This window comes from Marinobacter sp. (genome assembly GCF_048266785.1).
In the GTDB taxonomy this organism is placed as follows: domain Bacteria; phylum Pseudomonadota; class Gammaproteobacteria; order Pseudomonadales; family Oleiphilaceae; genus Marinobacter.
Map to the genome: position 1 here is coordinate 111,969 of NZ_JBLWYX010000008.1, position 17,288 is coordinate 129,256.

Below are 17,288 nucleotides of genomic sequence, written 5' to 3' on the forward strand. Positions count from 1 at the left end.
CGACGCGTGTCTGGCTGTTTGGCTTTCTGGAGAGCTTTGCTAATGTTCCAATCTTTACGTTGCCCTGCCGGGGCGCTGCTGCCAGCCCTGTTGGTTTTCTTGCTGAGCCTTCCCATGCCGGCTTACTCGGACCCGCGCGAAATCGACTGGCTGGAGTTGATGCCCGCCGAGGATCTGGCCCTGCTGGAAAATATGCCAGAACTGGAGCATGAGGGCGATGGCCCACTTTTGCTGCCGGACGAAATCATGACCGGCCGGGTTGTTCCTGAGATGGCGAATGTTGCAGGCCGTATCCCCGGATTTGTGGTGCCCCTCAAAACAACCAAAGACATGCGCATTCTGGAGTTTTTCCTGGTGCCTTATTACGGCGCCTGCATCCACGTGCCGCCACCGCCTCCCAACCAGATCATTCATATCAAATACAAGCAGGGGTTCAAGCTCGAAGCTCTGTACGACCCCGTCTGGATTGAGGGGACGTTGGTAATTGATCGCACGGAAACAGGCGTCGGTACATCTTCCTACTCCATGGTGGCGGAAGCGGTTGAGCCCTATGAGGAGTAGCCTCAGCGCCCGAACCTGAAAGAGCTCTCGCCTTGCTCCATGCGGGTTGCGCCCTGTTCATCCGGGCCGGCCCATGCAATATCGAGATGTTCGAGGGCTGGAAAGCGGGCGGTGAGTGGCGTTGTCAGAGAGGCTGATTTATTCAGCCCGGGGCAGGTCAGAATCTGGGTGACCGTTATATCGGCGTGCTGGTTCGGGTCGCCGTGACTGTGCCCGTCATGATCGTGGCCGCCTGCCACCTCATGTTGAATCGTGGTGGCCTGTATCTGACAGGTTGATTCCAGAGTGTTAACCAGTGGATTCTCTGCAAGCCAATTGGTAACGCGTTCTTCAATCTGGTGCTGCTCCGGCGTGTGCGGGTGGTGCTCGAACCCGAGCATATTTCCTGCTGGTGACATGAGCTGTATTTCAACCTGGCTCTCGGTGAATGCAAGCTGCATTTCAGCATGGCCGTGTTGGTGCGAGCCGGGGTTATCTGCGGCCATCATCCGCGTGCTGACAAGTGCCAAAGTAATGGATAGTGCGAGGAGTTTGTTTGAGAGCATGCCCGTGTCCATTGACGAGTACTGATATGTTATAACATATTGCTCTCTCGTTCCCTGAAAATCAACCAGTCAGTGTCTTGCAGGCGCCTGAATGCTAGGATAGAGCCCTAACTCAACAACACAGGATTGCCTTGGTTCATGTCAGAAACCGACACTGCCAGCGCGGCGCATGCCGCTGAATTTGAGCGCTGGGCTAATGTTTTTACGGCCCATAAAGCGTTCAGCCATCCTTCCGAGCTGCACGGTGCCCTTTGTGGCCGTCTGGCTGCTGGTTCCCGCATTGAGGAAGATGAATGGCTTGCCATGGTTTGCGAACACATGGGGTTGCCTGAAACTGCCGCCGCGGAGGCCGATGACCTGTCTGTCTTCATGAACGAAGCGTACGAGCGGGCGCTGGTGTTTCTGAAGTCAGCGGATATGAGCTTCCATCCTCTGCTGCCCGACGATGATTATGCTATCGATCAACGCCTTGAAGCCCTGGTGGCCTGGATACGTGGTTTTCTCGAAGGCATGGCCCTGTCTGCCGGCGAGTCACTTGGCGAGGCGCCGGAGGAAATTCGCGAGCTTATCGAAGATATGGTGGCCATCAGCCAGGTTTCTGAAGATCAGGAACAGGATCACGAAAGCGAGCAGCAGCTGGTGGAAATAACCGAGTACATCCGGCTCGGGGCGTTGGCCGTATTCACCGAATTCAATCCTCCGGAGAAGCCGGCGTCGCAAGCGCCAACGCTGCACTGATCATGTCACACACTGCGGGAGAACCTATGCCGTCTATTATACCCGTCAAGGAATTCGCCGAGCGCCGTCGCAAATTGATGGAGCGCATGGCACCGGACAGTATTGCCATTATTCCGGCTGCACCGGAGCGTGTTCGCAACCGCGATGTGCTGCATCCGTTTCGCCAGGACAGCGATTTTCAGTACCTGACCGGTTTCGGTGAACCCGAGGCGGTACTGGCGTTGATTCCCGGCCGTGAACACGGTGAGTCGGTGCTGTTCTGCAAAGAAAAGAATCCCGAAAAGGAACTGTGGGATGGATTTCTGGTGGGGCCCGAGGGTGCAATTGAGCGCTACGGCCTGGACGATGCTTTCCCGGTGGCGGATATCGACGATATTCTGCCTGGTATGATCGAAGGACGCAGCCGGGTGTATTACCCGCTGGGTAAAGATCAGGGATTCGATAACCGGGTGATGGACTGGGTCAATGTTATCCGCAGCAAGGTTAAAAGCGGTGCGCATCCGCCCGGCGAGTTCGTGGCGCTGGAGCATCTTTTACACGACCTCCGGCTTTTCAAAAGCGCTAACGAAATCAAGGCCATGGCCAAGGCCGGGCAAATCAGTGCAGAAGCCCATTGCCGTGCCATGACGCGTGCCCGCAAGGGTGGTTACGAATACAACCTTGAGGCCGAGTTGATTCACACGTTTATGGATCACGGGGCCCGTTCCACGGCCTATCCATCCATTGTCGGCGGCGGTGCCAATGGCTGCATTCTGCATTACATCGAAAACACAGCGCCGCTGAAAGACGGGGATCTGGTGCTCATCGATGCGGGTTGTGAGGTGGAGTGTTACGCCTCCGATATTACTCGCACCTTCCCGGTTAGCGGCAAGTTCAGCCCTGAGCAACGGGCAGTCTACGAAGTGGTGTTGGAGGCTCAGTACGCGGCCATTGACGCAGTGCGCCCCGGCAATCACTGGAATCACCCCCACGAGGCAGCATTGAGAGTGCTGACCGGCGGCCTGATCGATCTGGGTATTTTGTCCGGCACGGTCGACGACGCCATTGCCAGCGAAGCCTTCAAGCCGTTCTTCATGCACCGCACGGGTCACTGGCTGGGCCTGGATGTGCACGATGTGGGCGACTACAAGATTGGCGACGCATGGCGGCTGCTTGAGCCGGGCATGACGCTTACGGTTGAGCCTGGCCTGTATATCTCACCGGGTAATACCGGTGTGGATGAAAAGTGGCGTGGTATCGGTATTCGTATTGAAGACGACGTAGTGGTGACCAAAGAGGGCCACTGCGTGTTGACGAACGGCGTGCCCAAGACCATTGAAGAGATTGAAGCCCTGATGGCGGGATGAGCCTGTGAAACACTCCGATACCGATGTGATCATTGCCGGCGGTGGGCTGGCAGGTGCAACGCTGGCGCTGGCGCTGGCCAAGGTTGCTCCCGCATTGAGAGTAACCGTGGCTGAGGCTTTTCCACTGTCTGCGGATGCCCTGCCGGATGCCTATCAGCCCAGTTATGACGCACGTTCCACTGCGTTAGCCTGGGGTTCGCGGCTGATTTTTGAAGAGCTTGGGCTCTGGCAGCGGATATCGGAGCATGCGACGCCCATTCAGCAGATTCACGTGTCTGATCGGGGTCGTTTCGGCGCCACTCGCCTGAATGCCAAAGAGTATGAACAGCAAGCCTTGGGCTATGTGGTGGATAATCGCTGGATGGGCCTTTGCCTGATGCGGGAGTTGCTCGAAACAAATATCCAGTGGCAGGCCCCGGCTGAAGTCATCGATATGACACCGTCTGCACAGGGCGTGAGCGTTAACCTGAAGGCCGGCGATGCGATCAGCACTCTAACGGGACAATGCCTGATTGTTGCAGACGGTGGCCGTTCCGGGTTGAGAGAAAAACTCGGCTTCCAGCCAAGCCGCCACAGTTATGACCAGAACGCGCTGATTGCCAACGCGTCCACCAGCGACAGCCATCAGTTCACTGCATTCGAGCGTTTTACCGACGCCGGCCCCATGGCGATGCTGCCACACGGCTCGCCCTCCCGGGCAGGACATCAATCCGCACTGGTATGGACGTTGAGCGACCGGGAGCTCGAAGCGGTTCTGGCAATGCCGGATAGCGATAAATGCCAGCGGCTCCAAGAGCGCTTTGGTTGGCGGCTGGGGCGGTTCACCCGGATAGGCGAGTGCAACCATTACCCCCTGACACTGACCACGGTAGATGAGCCAGTAAGGCCGGGTGTCGCGCTTGTAGGTAACGCTGCACATGCTTTGCACCCGGTTGCCGGACAGGGCTTCAATCTCGCTCTGCGGGGTTTGATGACGTTGGTAGAGCAGTTCCGGTTGGCGGCTGAGCAAGGTCGGCCACCGGGAGACTTTCAGATTTTGCGCCGTTATCACGAGCTGCATCGACCAGATTGGCAGCAAACCGTGCAGTTCTCCGATTCATTGATCCGTATCTTTGGTCAATCTCCAGCGCCAGTTGCAGCAGCGCGGGACGCCGGCTTGGTGGGCCTGGACTTGCTGCCCGGTGCCAAGCGCCTGTTTGCACGCAACGCTATGGGCACTGGCGGGCGCCGTGCTGTTATCAGCAAGCCTGGATTAAATGAAAAGCCCAGTCACAGTCAGCGCGAGATCTCAGAACATGAGTGATCCCAAAGTGTTCGATATTCTGGTGGTCGGTGGCGGAATGACCGGCACAGCGCTCGCTATTGGCTTGTCCCGTCAGGGCTGGCAGGTCGGGCTGATCGAAGGCGGAGATCGCGACACTCTGCTGCAGGGGCCAGCTCCTGTTGAGGGCGTGGTGGATTTTGAACCCCGTGTCAGCGCCATCTCTGTGGCCAGCCAGCAGTTGCTGGAAACCTTGGGCGCCTGGCGGGGTGTCGTGGCCGGTCGCCATTGCCCCTATCAAGGTATGACCGTGTGGGACGGAGACGGCACCGGGCGTATCCATTTTGATGCGGCCGAATTGCAGGCCCGCGCCTTGGGTACGATTGTTGAAAACCGCAGCCTGGTCCGGGCCTTGTTCGAGGTTGTGGAAACCAGCGATGTTGAGCTGATTGATGGTGTGCAGGTTACCGGCTGTGCGCAGGCTGGTGACCAGCGCAGTATTGAGCTCGCGGATGGCCGCACACTGGTGGCGCGCCTTGTGATCGCGGCGGATGGTGCCAACTCCCGGTTGCGGCAATGGGTAGGGCTGCCTACCCGTGAATGGGATTACGATCAGCAAGCGATTGTGTGTACCGTGCGCACGGCCCAAACTCACAGATACACGGCCTGGCAGCGGTTTTCTCAAACCGGGCCGCTGGCGTTTTTGCCGCTGGCAACGGAAAGCGGTGATGAGCACTTCTGCTCCATCGTATGGTCGCAGGATACCGAAGAAGCTCGCCGCCTGATGGCTCTGGATGATGCAACCTATACGGCTGAACTGGAACGGGCGATCGAACGAGAACTCGGCGCCGTTGAAGCTGTGTCCCAGCGTTTCGCCTTCCCGCTCAGGCAGCGCCATGCCAAAGATTATATTGCTCCCGGTTTTGCGCTGGTGGGGGATGCCGCTCATACCATTCACCCGCTTGCGGGCCAGGGCGCTAACCTCGGGTACGGCGATGTCCGGGTTATGCTGGAGGAGTTGGCGAAAGCAAAAAGTACCGGTTTGAGCCCCGCTCACGAATTGGTGCTGGCGCGCTATCAGCGCCGTCGCAAGGGCGAGAATTTGGCTATGATGGCTGCTATGGAAGGTTTCAAACAATTGTTTGGGCGTGACGAGCTGCCGCTGAGATGGCTGAGAAATACCGGCATGCGTTGGCTTGACGGGCTTGGCCCGGTTAAAAACCGGATTGCTGCTGAGGCCATGGGCCTTATTCTTTGAACGGCCACCACAAAAAAAGGATCTGCACTGATGGCAGGAACCAGTCTGCTCATGCTCATCGACGACATTGCGACACTGCTCGACGATGTTTCCCTGATGACCAAAACCGCAACAAAGAAAACAGCCGGTGTTCTGGGGGATGACCTCGCCCTGAACGCGCAACAGGTAACCGGTGTAAAACCGGCCCGGGAGTTGCCCGTCGTCTGGGCGGTTGCCAAAGGCTCGATGGTGAACAAGGTGATTCTTGTGCCGGCCGCCGTCGCGATCAGTTTTTTTGTGCCCTGGCTGGTTACGCCGCTGTTAATGCTCGGCGGTGCCTTCCTTTGCTTTGAAGGGGCTGAAAAACTGGCCCATAAATTTCTGCATGCAGAGGAAGATGAAAAGAACAAAAAGCAGCTGCGCGAGGCCCTGAAGCAGCCCGATGTCGATCTGAAAGTCCTGGAAAAACGAAAGATAAAAGGCGCTATCCGAACAGACTTCATTCTGTCAGCAGAGATTATAGCCATCACACTCGGAGTGGTTGCGGCGGCGAGCATAGGGATACAGTTTGCGGTGCTGTCGGTGGTGGCCGTGGCGGTTACGGTGGTTGTCTATGGCCTGGTGGCAGGTATCGTGAAGCTGGATGACGTAGGCCTCTACCTGAGCCAGAAAGACAGTGCGCTGGCTCAGCGGGTAGGCAATGGCATTCTCTGGCTTGCCCCCTATCTTATGAAAACCTTATCCATTTTTGGCACTCTTGCCATGTTCCTGGTGGGCGGTGGCATTCTGGTGCATGGGATACCGCCGGTTTATGAGGCCATCGAACACTTTGCCGCGGATTTTGGTGGCCTGTCGGCTACACTGATTCCGATGCTGGCCAATGGTTTGTTAGGCCTGCTGTCGGGTGCGTTGCTGGTGGCGGTGCTTACACCTGTACTGCGGATGTGGGAAGCGAGATCGGACGCTTCCTGAATTTACAGGCAGGCGTCAAACAGCCGGCTGACGAGAACGGGAACGGCTGTTTCCACCCGCAGAATGCGTGGCCCCAGATGAACACTCTGGCATCCAGCTTCTTCCAGCTTACCTACTTCGTAGGGAGTGAAGCCACCTTCCGGCCCTATACACAGCGCAGTGGGCTTGTTCAGGTGCGCGGGGCAGGGCGTAGTAGTGCCCGGGTGTGCAACCAGGGCTTGTTTGCCGTTCAGCAAGGCGGGCAACTCATCTTCCACGAAGGGTTTGAACAGCTTGCGAATGTGCACACGTGGCATGATCGTATCTTTTGCCTGCTCAAGCCCGAGGGTCAGGTTCTCCCACAGATTTTGATCTGACAACCAAGGCGTCTGCCAGAAGCTCTTTTCCACCTTGTAGCTGTTGATCAGCCAGATGTCCTTGATGCCCAGTGTCGCGCTGGTTTGCAGAATACGGCGGAACATTTTGGGCCGGGGCATGGCCAGGATAAGCGTAAGGGGTAGGAGGGGCGGTGGTTGCTGATCAAGCACAACAACCAATTCAGCTTCAGAATCCGTAAGCTTTATCACTTCTCCAAGCCCCATCAGGCCGTTTACTCGGCCAACTGGAAGCTGATCTCCTGTGGATGCGCCGAGTACAGACCGGATGTGTTCAAGCCGGCGGCCCCGCAGCACCACGCGGTCGGGCGCAACAAAGTCCTCATCAAACAGTAAGGCCAGGTTCATTCAGAAGATGGCTCGTCGGCATCCGGCTCCGATACTTCACGCACAGCCAGACGGCCAAACAAAATGCCGAGCTCGAACAGAATCCACATGGGCACCGCCAGAAGTGTCTGGGAGATGATGTCTGGCGGTGTCAGCATCATGCCGATCACGAAGCACCCCACCACCACGTATGGCCGTTTCGCCGCCAGATCTGCCGGTGTTGTTGCGCCGCTGAGGATTAGCAGAATGGTGGCAATGGGGATCTCGAAGGCGATCCCGAAGGCGAAAAACATCTTCAACACGAAGTTCAGGTAGCTGCTGATGTCTGGCAGTTCAACAATACCTTCGGGGCCTATGGCCGTGAAAAAGCCAAACACCAGAGGGAACACCACGTAATACGCAAACGCAGCGCCCAGATAGAACAGGATGACGGAGGTAAACAGCAGCGGAAACGCCAGGCGTTTTTCATGGGCATAGAGCCCCGGCGCAACAAAGCTCCAGAGCTGGTAAAGAATGATCGGAATAGCTGCAAAAACTGACAAAAACAGCGCCAGTTTAAGAGGCGCAAAAAACGGCGAGGTGATGTCCGTCGCGATCATTGTTTGCCCGATCGGCAGTAGTGATCGGATAGGCTCAGACAGCCATAGATACAGTTCGTTGGCAAAGGGGTAAATGGCCGCAAAACAGATCACCACAGCCAGAACCATTTTCAGCAAACGGTTGCGAAGCTCCAGCAGATGTTCAACCAGCGGCATTTCCGGCTGGCCGGCCGAGGTGTCCTTGTGGTCCGGGCCTTTACCCTCAGTTTTTGCATTCATGAAGACTTGTCCGAGGGATTTTGCGCGGCGTCTGGCTTAGCCAATGGGCTCTCACCTGAGTCTGTTTTCGTCTCACTTTTCGGGCTATCGAACGTCATAGCCTGTTCGTCTGTTGCCGTTTTGCTCGCGGGTTTGTCCGACATGATCATGTGTTCGTACTTCTTGGCTTCGTCCAAAGCTCCGCGTACGGTTTTCTGAACGTCATCCAGGCCAACATCACCCGCGTCGCGAAGTTCCTTCCTGAGTTCATCGGCTTTTAGCTGTCGGTCAAGCTCCGAGGTAAACTGGCTGACCATACGCCGCGCACCACCAACCCAGCGCCCGGCCGCGCGGGCAGCGGTAGGCAGCCGTTCGGGGCCAAGCACCAACAGGGCAATAACGCCGCAGATCAGCAGCTCAAGAAAGCCGATATCAAACATTCTGTCTGGTCTCAGCTTTTGGTTTTGTCCCTGGGCTTCTCTTCAGCCGCCTGCCGTTTCTGCTCGTCGGCCTGGCCTTCCAGAGAGTCCGGGTCTTCCGATTTGGTGTCTTCGTCGCTCATGGACTTTTTGAAGCCGCGAATCGCGCCACCAAGGTCGGTGCCGATGTTGCGCAGTTTTTTGGTCCCGAACAGCAGAATTACGATGCCCAGTACAATAAGAAGTTGCCAGATACTGATACCCATTTCGGGGGTCCTCGTTTAAATGTGTCTGTTCGTTGGTATTGTACGTTACCGGAGGCTGTTGGCGGAAACCCTCCAAAGAGGTATTGCTGCCTTACTGGTCTCGGGACGCTTTCTCTTCCAGGCCGGACAGGTCAAACCGGCTGTTCAGCTCGTCCAGAATATCCTTCGGGGACAGGCCCAGGCTGGAAAGCATCACCATGCTGTGAAACCAGAGATCCGCAGTTTCGCTGATTACCGCACGGGTGTCTCCAGAGTGTTCGGCATCCTTGGCGGCCAGCAAAGTCTCTGTGCACTCTTCGCCGACTTTTTCCAATATCTTGTTCAGACCTTTGGCATGGAGACTGGCGACGTAGGATTTTTCAGGGTCGGCTGCTTTGCGGGCTTCCAGAACCCGAGCGAGGTTTTCCAGGACATCACTCAACGCACACACTCCTCAGTTGCTGCCATAAATGGCATCAGGGTCTTTAATAACGGGCTCAACACTCACCCATTGGCTGTTCTTCAGGGAGCGGTAAAAACAGCTGCGCCGGCCCGTATGACAGGCAATGTCGCCTTTCTGCTCTACCTTCAGCAAGATCACATCTTCATCACAGTCCAGGCGAATATCCTTAACTACCTGCTGATGCCCCGACGTCTCACCCTTGCGCCAGAGTTTACCTCGTGATCGCGACCAGTACACGGCCTGGCCCTCTTCAGAGGTGAGGCGAAGCGATTCGCGGTTCATCCATGCCATCATCAGGATGTCACCGGTGGCCGCATCCTGGGCGATCGCCGGAACCAGGCCGTCTGTCGTCCAGCGAATGGCTTCAAGCCAGTCTGAGTTGTTTACAGTATCGGACAAATCTTTCATTTTCATGAATCCTGAGCTTGGCGGTGGGTTTCAGCCCGCCTCTTACTTCTTGAATTTCCCGGCTGCGTCACCAACCGCAGACTTCAAGGTGTCCCAGGCAGACTCCACGCCATCTTTAAGGGACTCCCAGGCGTCGTCGCTCGCCTCTGCAAGTTGCGATAGTTTCGCCTTACCTTCGTCGATTCTGTTTTCCAGCGCTTTGATCTTTTTGTTCATCTCCAGCCGGGTGTCGGCACTGGCCCCGGAAGCCTTGGCCTTGAGCTTGGCCACTTCAGCCCGCCATTCATCCAACTGAGCCTGCCTCTTCTGCCGATACAGTTCTCTATCACTCATGATGTATTCTTTCCTGTGGTTTGGTTTGCGCACCGCGCTGTGACGGCTCCTTGTCTATTAGCTCCATGCTACCAGAACACCACCGTTATTATTTCCAACCTTGAAGCCAGATGTTGCGATCTTTCAGCTCCGCCCACTCTATTGGCTCAGAGCGATTGGATATAACGGCCTCTATCAGGCAATGAGCGACTTTACCCTCCTCGTCAAACTCCAACTCTGTTACGAGGAAGTGCTTCTCTTTATTGGTTGGGTTAACTGCAGTCCATTTGCTATGCAGCAGTTTTCTGGGATTGATTGTATTCACAGTTACCCCTCCGATGACCACCTTGCATCCCGAAATACGGGCGCCTCGATTTTCCCTATGCAGCACCGGGCGCCGTGAATGAAATCAGCATCTGGACATTGCTCCGAGGTCTAACACTTGAGTTAACCGACGTTCGGTTCAACGAATTGTCAGGTTCCAGGCTACAGGTAAGGATCTGACGGTAAGACAAGGCCTTCATCCCGCATTTTCTGAATGAATCCGCGGGCATCGCCAGTGAGGTGGCTGTTATCTTCTCGCTGCCGCCCATCATTTGGGGCCGCAGTAAATAGACAGCCGAAGGATTCATTGTGAAACTTCAGGGCTTGGCGCCCGATGCCGCACCTTCTGAATGCGCCTCCATCCTGATCAAGGTACATCCACGTCAGGTAATAGTGGCCAGACTCAGTGTGTTGTAACTCGACCGAGCCAAGTTTCGCGCCATTAACCGCCGTAACGGTTATTTCCAGGCCGGTATCATCAATTTCGATATCTACTAGCCGGCCGTCCGACAGCCTGCAACGCTGCGTGAGTTCGTTTGATGAGATCACTTGTAGTGACATTCCACCTCCATGGGAAGCTAACGCCTTGGCTATGCCGTGCGCTGGAGCGCAGCGTAGGCGCGGTCCGACAACAGCCTCTGGTTACATGCACTCGTATGCGCACACCAATGCGCATACGCTTCTGCTAAATGTGTTACTGCAACTGCAGGCTACAATGGCCGATCTGTGCAACACAACCGCGCGGAAAAAAGCCGCACTACCCTTATTTGGTGGATATTCAAAGCCCACTGCTAACAGATCTCGCTATCACTGGCATTTAGCCGTTGTTAGGTGGTGCGCGGCCCGAACATGATGATTGCCATACCCACTAACGCAACACCCGAGCCAACCAAGTCCCATGCAGTGGGCTTGACTCCGTCGACAGCCCACAGCCAAAGTATCGCCATAAAAATATAAACACCACCATACGCAGCATAAACTCTGCCAGCGGCGGTGGGATGCAGTGAAAGCAGCCACGCAAATGCCGCAAGACTCAGCGCACCCGGCACCAGAAGCCAGATAGTTTTGCCCTCGCGAAGCCAGAGGTAAGGCAAATAACAGCCGACAATTTCCGCCAACGCAGTGACGAGGAAAAGGCCGACTGTTTTCAACTCAGGCAACAAATCTGACTCCTTGGCAGTAACACATAACGCCCGGCTCACGCGCCGGATTGGAACCGCGAAGCGGTGGAAAACCGGTCGCTGTGCAGCCGATTGTGTACGCCCAGCATGGGCATGAACTAATGGGGTGAAAGTCCCCTGTGGGAAGATCACCGTTCAGCCGGTTTTATCCGATTGAACGCTAACCACTAGCGAATGGCAAGGGCCAACCCGTGAGGGGCGGTCTCCGGAACGCCGGCCGGAAGTAAGCCGCTAGCAAAACTGCGAGCTGATGAACAAGAACATCATAGGAGGCGTAGGCCAGAGGCGAGTTGGCACAAGACGACGAAGCCGCGTGATCTAACGGCCACCGTAAATGATGCAGTTATGCAGTGACAGTGCATGCTCTTATCTGGGGCGGTCCGACGCTTCGGGGTCTGCTCAACGAGCGATCGGTCAATTACCAGTCAGGCCACTGGTCGATCAAGCCTGGGCGCAGCCGTTGCCATCGGCGGTTGCGAGCGAACGAGGTGGACACCGATAGCGCCGGCGGGGGTAACCTCACCGGTGATTGAGCAGAAGTCAGCAGACGGCATAGTAGCCAAATGCCCAGCGTAATGGCTGGGACACGGTGAAGGCCTGAACCCGGAAATCAATGAGGAGCCTGTACAGCTCAACTGCTCTATATCCGACCGGACCCAGGAGCGTTGGCGCAAAATCAGAAGCCGTCATTGGGGTAAGAAGGAGGTAATCGGCCATTTTACTTTAAACATTTCCGGGAAACGCCCTGTGCGGACCCGCATGCAGGGTGTTGTGGGGGCTGGGGGTTAGATACCCCCGGCTACCCGATTATGCAGGTTCATCTGAGGGCCCGACCCAAAACAGCGGATTGTGCGCTACTTCCCAGAGATAGCCGTCTGGATCAGCAAAGTACCCTGCGTATCCACCCCAATCTGTTTTCTGAGCCGGTTTGGTCACAACGGCACCGGCTGATGCAGCCTGGGCCATAACTTGATCAACCTCCTGCTCAGAACCCACATTATGCGCTAGGCTGAACCCTGCGAATCCGCTTGATTCCCCAGAGACTGACGCATCTTCAGCCAGCGCTTCGCGACCGTATAATCCTAGCCAAGTACCATTCAACGTAAAGAACGCGACTTCGGGTGGAGAATCCATTCGCGGAAGCCCGAGGCCCTGCTCGTAAAACACTACAGAGTGCGGCAGGTCACTTACGCCTAAAGTGATCATGCTAATTCGTGGTTTCATGATTGCTCCCTGCATAACAGCGATTGGACGGACGTCCCAATGATTGCGCAAGTTTGACCGTTTCGTTATTACAGCCGTTTCAACACTCTGCGGATCAGCCAAAAATCTATAAAACAACAGCTTAGTCCACTTCCTGTATCGCCGCCATGTAATCGCGTGGCATCTGCGATCCGCGCTTTTAATAACACTGTATGAAACAGCGCCAGGCTGGGTGCCAGGGTTGTGAAGGGAAAAGAACCCCGGCCAGGCGCCGAGGTTTATACAGGAATTTACGCGATTTACTGCGGTATCAAAGTGTACTTCAGCGGCTGCCTCGTATTACCAGCACGCCCGCTGCAGCAAGCAATGCCCAAGTCCATAGTGGGGCATTCTCAGACCATTCACGGGCTTCTGGTTGGGTGCCAATGATGGCTGCTGCAACCAGTGCGATAGCGGTAATCCCACGGCGCCAGCGTCGGTCGGTTCTGCGTTGTTGCTCCCGAAGCAGGGCCAGCGTGTCCTGGTTTTGTTTTTCGGTGGGGCCGGCGCCGCGCAGTTGTAGCAGTGCGTCGTGAACCAGTTGCGGCATTTCAGGGGATTGTTCCAGCCATGAGGGCAGGTGGGTCTGCAGGGATTTGATCAGGCCCGCCGGCCCGATTCGCTTGCGCATCCAGCTTTCCAGGAAGGGCTGCGCGGTGCTCCACAGGTCGAGCTCCGGGTAAAGCTGGCGGCCCAGGCCTTCCACGTTAAGCAGGGTTTTTTGCAGTAAAACCAGCTGTGGCTGCACTTCCATGTTGAACCGACGAGCCGTCTGGAACAGGCGAAGCAGGAAGTGGCCAAAGGAAATGTCTTTCAGGGGCTTTTCAAAAATCGGCTCGCATACCGTTCGGATGGCGGCTTCGAATTCATTCACCCGGGTATCCGGTGGCACCCAGCCGGACTGAATGTGGAGCTGGGCCACCTGTCGGTAGTCGCGGCGAAAAAAGGCCAGCAAGTTGCGCGCAAGGTAGCTTTGATCGTCCGGCGCCAGGGTGCCGACAATGCCAAAGTCGATGGCGATGTATTTCGGGTCGGCCGGGTTGGAAACGTCGACAAAAATGTTACCCGGGTGCATGTCTGCGTGGAAGAAGCTGTCGCGGAATACCTGGGTGAAGAAAATTTCAACGCCCTTTTCTGCCAGCACTTTCAGGTTTACGCCCGCAGCTTTCAGGGCCGGAACATCGGCAATTGGGATGCCGTGGATACGCTCCATCACCATCACGGACTTGCGGGTGTAATCCCAGTCGATGAAGGGGATATAAATCAGCGGGGAATTCTCGAAATTACGGCGCAGCTGGCTGGCATTGGCGGCTTCCCGCTGCAGGTCCAGCTCGTCGTGAATAGTGGAATCGTAGTCTGCCACCACGTCTACCGGATGCAGGCGTTTGCCTTCCGTCCAGTATTTCTCGAGCAGGTTTGCCATCAGGTACATCAGGGCAAGATCCTGGTGGATCACTTTCTCGATGCCCGGGCGCAGCACCTTGACCACCACTTCCTGGCCGTTCAGCAGAGTCGCGGCATGAACCTGTGCCACGGAGGCTGAAGCCAAGGGGTCTGCACTGAACTCCTTGAACAATTCGGATACCGGCGCACCAAGGGATTTTTCAATAATGTTGCGTGCGACATCGCTGGGAAACGGAGGTACGCGGTCCTGCAGGGTTTTGAGCGAATCGGCCATGTCGTCGGGCAGCAAGTCACGGCGCGTAGACAGAATCTGGCCAAACTTCACAAACACCGGCCCGAGCTCTTCCAGAGCCAGGCGCAGGCGATCACCACGATCAAGCTTCGGCTGTGGGAACAGGTGCCAGGGGGCGAGAAGAAAAAATAGCTTCAATGGCCCGGGAAGCTCCGCTATTGGAAGAAATATGTCCAGCCGGTAGCGGCAGAATACCCAGGAAATTCGGAACATTCTTTGCAGGCGGGTCACGGAGTCTCCGGTTTGTCAGTATTGCTGCGGCTTTCGATCTGGTTCACGCGTGCTTCCAGGCGCTCTGTGCGCAGGCGGAGGGTGTCGATATCCTCGAACGTGGCTTCCAGTTCGCGTCGGCCGGGCAGGGCGCGGCTTTCCTCATGCACGTATTCTTCAATGTTGGCGTTCAGGGTGCTGAAAGCCTGGCGGCTCCAGCTCACCGAGTTGCGAATACGTTTGCCGATAAAGTGAGCGGGTACGTCGCCGATGTGTCTTGCCATGGCGGCTTCCCAGTCCGGGTTGAGCTGGTCGAGCGCCCTTTGAAACTGATGTGCGAGGTTGGTGTCGCCAACGACTTGGAGGCGGTTATCCGCGAACACGCGATTGTCGCCCGTAGCCAGAGCAGCGAAGGCCAGAGGTTTGCCGCTGATTTCAAGTGCCGGTTGATCTGCGGGCTGGCTGCGCACCTGCACGCGGTCGCCGGCTCTGTGCAACGAGCAGGTAAGGGAGACAGGATCGGTAATGCGGAACTGTACCGGCCCTTCAAGCGCCTTCAGCAGCGCTTGCTGGCCTGCAGGGTCCAGTTCAAGCGCGTGGTTCAGTGCCCGCTCGATTATGGCTGTTATTGCCGTAAGCAGGGTCGGGCCAGGAAACATCAGGGTTTGATTCCCACATGCAGGGCAACAATGCCGCCGGTCATGTTGTAGTACTTGCAGTTCACCAGGCCCGCGTTTTCCATCATGCCTTTGAGCGTATCCTGATCCGGGTGCATGCGGATGGACTCGGCCAGGTACTTATAGCTCTCGCTGTCGCCGGCGATGAGCTGGCCAATCAACGGCAGGGCCGTGAACGAATAGGTGTCGTAGGCCTTGCTGAGCAGCGGGTTGGAGGGCTTGGAAAACTCCAGCACCATCAGTTTGCCACCGGGTTTCAGTACGCGGGTCATATCCCGAAGTGCCTGATCCTTGTCGGTCACGTTACGCAAGCCAAAGGCAATGGATACTGCGTTGAAGTTGTTATCCGGAAAAGGCAGGTGTTCGGCATCGGCTTGCACGTATTCAATGTTGCCGGCATAGCCACGATCGGTCAGGCGGCTACGGCCAACCTGCAGCATGGAGGCGTTGATGTCGGCAAGAACCACTTTGCCGTCACGCCCAACCAGGTCCGAGAATTTCATGGTCAGATCGCCGGTGCCGCCGGCGATGTCCAGCACTTGATGGCCGGGGCGCACGCCGGAAAGCTCAATGGTGAAGCGCTTCCACAGCCGGTGGATCCCCATGGACATCAGATCGTTCATGAGGTCATATTTGCCCGCCACGCTATGAAAAACTTCGGCGACCTGTCCGGCCTTCTGGCTCTTGGGTACATTCCGGAAACCGAAATGGGTGACGTCGTCCTGGCCGTTGCTGGAGCCGGCCGGCGTTTGTTGATCGCTCATGGGGCATGTCCTGTCAGAATCTGAACCACGTATTCTAACGCTTGGCGGGGTTGCTACAAGGGTGGCTAGACGTTAAATACCGTCTTACACTGTAAAACCTTTCAATTTTGAAGAGAAAACTGATTCATGTCCGTAATCGATGTACATCGCGCCCACACTCTTGATAAAGAACATGCCCGCGAAGCGGCAGAAGCCCTTGCCAAGGATCTCTCCAGCAAGTTCGAGCTCGATTACCAGTGGGAAGGGGATCATCTCAAGTTCAAACGTTCGGGTGTTAAAGGCCACCTGAAGATTACTGGCGACGACCTCAACGTGCATCTGGAGCTGGGTATGTTACTGCGGCCTTTCAAATCACGGATTGAGCAGGAGATTCACAGCAAGCTGGATCAGATTCTTAAGGCCTGATCTGCCTTTCAGAAAGCAGCAGGGACACTCCTTTTTAAAGGTCGTCCGGGAGCACAAAAGGCTCCGGGTGACCACTGAGAATGTTGTCCATAACCTGCTGCTCCCGGGTCACCAGCCGGTCAATCAGTACGTTCACTTTGTCCATCTTCCGGAACGCCGAATACCCCCTGTGAAGAAAATCGTGCAGGTCGCTCAGATCAGCCATTTCTGCGGGTGTCTTGCTCATTGAGAGCAACCAACCCAACGTGCGGTTACGCACATAGCGGTCGAGCTGTTGCCCGACATCGGCGACCAGCATCACCTGGTGTTGGCGTTGCTCCAGTTTCTGGCTGGCGCGATACACCTCGCAGTAGTGCTCAACGGTGACCACTCTGGCATGCATGTCGCGCTCATCAAGCAGTTCGGCCAGCTCAAGATCCAGCTGCTGGGTAATCAGGTTCAGCTCCACCAGTCCGGAAAGGGTATCCAGCAGGTGGTCTGGCAGCCACTTGACTATTTTTGGAAAGACCCGGTCTATGTTGTCGTCGCGCCGGGTCATGTTGGCGGGAGCATAAAGATCGGTGAGCAGGAATTCCAACCCACCCTTATAGCCAGGGTGCTGATACAGATCCTTGTGGGTCTGTTTCAGGCGTCTGGCCTGCCAGTCTGCAACGCTGAGCGCGCTGTCGAGCAGCCTGTGGTCTGCTTTGTAATGCCGGAAGTCGTGATAGTCCAGTAACAGCTGTTGCAAGCGGCGGGCGCTTTCTGAGCGCACTTCCGTGCCAACAAGGCGCTCACGATACAT

At 56.3% G+C, this 17,288-nt stretch carries 23 protein-coding genes; 7 read left to right on the top strand and 16 right to left on the bottom strand.

The genetic code is table 11. The features are described 5' to 3' along the window. Positions 1-42 precede the first annotated feature (42 nt). Positions 43-561 (top strand): DUF3299 domain-containing protein, encoded by a 519-nt coding sequence (locus tag ACN0V1_RS12855; protein WP_417545371.1) that lies wholly within the window; start codon positions 43-45, stop codon positions 559-561. Positions 562-563: 2 nt separating this feature from the next. On the opposite strand, the gene ACN0V1_RS12860 is transcribed toward ACN0V1_RS12855, so the two are convergent. After that, the gene (locus ACN0V1_RS12860) at positions 564-1,106 is read right to left on the bottom strand and encodes a ZrgA family zinc uptake protein (RefSeq protein WP_417545372.1); all 543 of its coding nucleotides are present in this window, start codon (positions 1,104-1,106) and stop codon (positions 564-566) included. 138 nt (positions 1,107-1,244) lie between these two features. Here ACN0V1_RS12860 and ACN0V1_RS12865 point away from each other — a divergent pair, with 138 nt between their 5' ends. From ACN0V1_RS12865 to ACN0V1_RS12885, 5 genes are read left to right on the top strand one after another with little or no spacing between them, the layout of a single operon-like run. Next, positions 1,245-1,844 (top strand): UPF0149 family protein, encoded by a 600-nt coding sequence (locus ACN0V1_RS12865; protein ID WP_417545373.1) that lies wholly within the window; start codon positions 1,245-1,247, stop codon positions 1,842-1,844. Positions 1,845-1,870: 26 nt separating this feature from the next. After that, positions 1,871-3,190 (top strand): Xaa-Pro aminopeptidase, encoded by a 1,320-nt coding sequence (gene pepP / locus ACN0V1_RS12870; RefSeq protein ID WP_417545374.1) that lies wholly within the window; start codon positions 1,871-1,873, stop codon positions 3,188-3,190. Between the two features lie 4 nt (positions 3,191-3,194). Further along, positions 3,195-4,493, top strand: coding sequence for a 2-octaprenyl-6-methoxyphenyl hydroxylase (gene ubiH, locus ACN0V1_RS12875; protein ID WP_417545375.1), 1,299 nt, complete (start codon positions 3,195-3,197; stop codon positions 4,491-4,493). Further along, positions 4,486-5,709, top strand: coding sequence for an FAD-dependent monooxygenase (locus ACN0V1_RS12880; RefSeq protein WP_417545376.1), 1,224 nt, complete (start codon positions 4,486-4,488; stop codon positions 5,707-5,709). Before ubiH ends, ACN0V1_RS12880 begins: the two co-directional genes overlap by 8 nt. Before the next feature lie 30 nt (positions 5,710-5,739). Then, a complete protein-coding gene (locus ACN0V1_RS12885) occupies positions 5,740-6,660 on the top strand; it encodes a DUF808 domain-containing protein (protein ID WP_417545377.1) in 921 nt (306 codons plus the stop codon). Positions 6,661-6,662: 2 nt separating this feature from the next. Here the strand turns inward: ACN0V1_RS12885 and ACN0V1_RS12890 are convergent, their stop codons facing one another. The 14 genes from ACN0V1_RS12890 to ubiE form a co-directional block, all read right to left on the bottom strand. Then, positions 6,663-7,382: a 16S rRNA (uracil(1498)-N(3))-methyltransferase gene (locus tag ACN0V1_RS12890; RefSeq protein ID WP_417545378.1), complete on the bottom strand. Its 720-nt coding sequence runs from the start codon at positions 7,380-7,382 to the stop codon at positions 6,663-6,665. After that, positions 7,379-8,179, bottom strand: coding sequence for a twin-arginine translocase subunit TatC (gene tatC, locus ACN0V1_RS12895; protein ID WP_417545379.1), 801 nt, complete (start codon positions 8,177-8,179; stop codon positions 7,379-7,381). The genes ACN0V1_RS12890 and tatC overlap by 4 nt, the downstream gene beginning before the upstream one ends. Then, positions 8,176-8,598, bottom strand: a complete 423-nt coding sequence (gene tatB / locus ACN0V1_RS12900; protein WP_417545380.1) for a Sec-independent protein translocase protein TatB — start codon at positions 8,596-8,598, stop codon at positions 8,176-8,178. The genes tatC and tatB overlap by 4 nt, the downstream gene beginning before the upstream one ends. Positions 8,599-8,609: 11 nt before the next feature. Beyond that, positions 8,610-8,843, bottom strand: coding sequence for a Sec-independent protein translocase subunit TatA (gene tatA / locus ACN0V1_RS12905; RefSeq protein WP_291944430.1), 234 nt, complete (start codon positions 8,841-8,843; stop codon positions 8,610-8,612). A gap of 91 nt (positions 8,844-8,934) precedes the next feature. Continuing rightward, positions 8,935-9,264 (bottom strand): phosphoribosyl-ATP diphosphatase, encoded by a 330-nt coding sequence (locus ACN0V1_RS12910; protein WP_144777832.1) that lies wholly within the window; start codon positions 9,262-9,264, stop codon positions 8,935-8,937. 12 nt (positions 9,265-9,276) lie between these two features. Beyond that, the gene (hisI, locus tag ACN0V1_RS12915) at positions 9,277-9,693 is read right to left on the bottom strand and encodes a phosphoribosyl-AMP cyclohydrolase (protein WP_417545381.1); all 417 of its coding nucleotides are present in this window, start codon (positions 9,691-9,693) and stop codon (positions 9,277-9,279) included. A gap of 42 nt (positions 9,694-9,735) precedes the next feature. Further along, positions 9,736-10,026, bottom strand: a complete 291-nt coding sequence (locus ACN0V1_RS12920) for a hypothetical protein (RefSeq protein ID WP_417545382.1) — start codon at positions 10,024-10,026, stop codon at positions 9,736-9,738. Between the two features lie 88 nt (positions 10,027-10,114). After that, complete coding sequence (locus ACN0V1_RS12925; protein ID WP_417545383.1) at positions 10,115-10,330, bottom strand: TIGR02450 family Trp-rich protein; 216 nt, start codon at positions 10,328-10,330, stop codon at positions 10,115-10,117. A 161-nt stretch (positions 10,331-10,491) separates the two neighbouring features. Next, on the bottom strand, positions 10,492-10,890 hold the full coding sequence (locus ACN0V1_RS12930) for a hypothetical protein (protein ID WP_417545384.1): 399 nt from the start codon (positions 10,888-10,890) through the stop codon (positions 10,492-10,494). Positions 10,891-11,156: 266 nt separating this feature from the next. Continuing rightward, positions 11,157-11,489 carry a YnfA family protein gene (locus ACN0V1_RS12935; protein ID WP_417545385.1) on the bottom strand — a complete coding sequence of 111 codons (333 nt, stop codon included), beginning with the start codon at positions 11,487-11,489 and terminating at the stop codon, positions 11,157-11,159. Between the two features lie 828 nt (positions 11,490-12,317). After that, positions 12,318-12,734: a VOC family protein gene (locus tag ACN0V1_RS12940; protein WP_417545386.1), complete on the bottom strand. Its 417-nt coding sequence runs from the start codon at positions 12,732-12,734 to the stop codon at positions 12,318-12,320. A 301-nt stretch (positions 12,735-13,035) separates the two neighbouring features. After that, positions 13,036-14,661: a ubiquinone biosynthesis regulatory protein kinase UbiB gene (gene ubiB / locus ACN0V1_RS12945; protein ID WP_417545435.1), complete on the bottom strand. Its 1,626-nt coding sequence runs from the start codon at positions 14,659-14,661 to the stop codon at positions 13,036-13,038. 14 nt (positions 14,662-14,675) lie between these two features. Continuing rightward, complete coding sequence (locus tag ACN0V1_RS12950; protein ID WP_417545387.1) at positions 14,676-15,317, bottom strand: ubiquinone biosynthesis accessory factor UbiJ; 642 nt, start codon at positions 15,315-15,317, stop codon at positions 14,676-14,678. Further along, entirely contained in the window at positions 15,317-16,099 is a 783-nt protein-coding gene (gene ubiE, locus ACN0V1_RS12955) for a bifunctional demethylmenaquinone methyltransferase/2-methoxy-6-polyprenyl-1,4-benzoquinol methylase UbiE (RefSeq protein ID WP_417545388.1), read from the bottom strand. The genes ACN0V1_RS12950 and ubiE overlap by 1 nt, the downstream gene beginning before the upstream one ends. A gap of 126 nt (positions 16,100-16,225) precedes the next feature. Between ubiE and ACN0V1_RS12960 the strand changes: the two genes are divergently transcribed. After that, positions 16,226-16,504 carry a polyhydroxyalkanoic acid system family protein gene (locus ACN0V1_RS12960; RefSeq protein WP_417545389.1) on the top strand — a complete coding sequence of 93 codons (279 nt, stop codon included), beginning with the start codon at positions 16,226-16,228 and terminating at the stop codon, positions 16,502-16,504. Positions 16,505-16,538: 34 nt separating this feature from the next. Here ACN0V1_RS12960 and ACN0V1_RS12965 read toward each other — a convergent pair whose 3' ends face one another. Continuing rightward, on the bottom strand, positions 16,539-17,288 hold the full coding sequence (locus ACN0V1_RS12965; RefSeq protein ID WP_417545390.1) for an FFLEELY motif protein: 750 nt from the start codon (positions 17,286-17,288) through the stop codon (positions 16,539-16,541).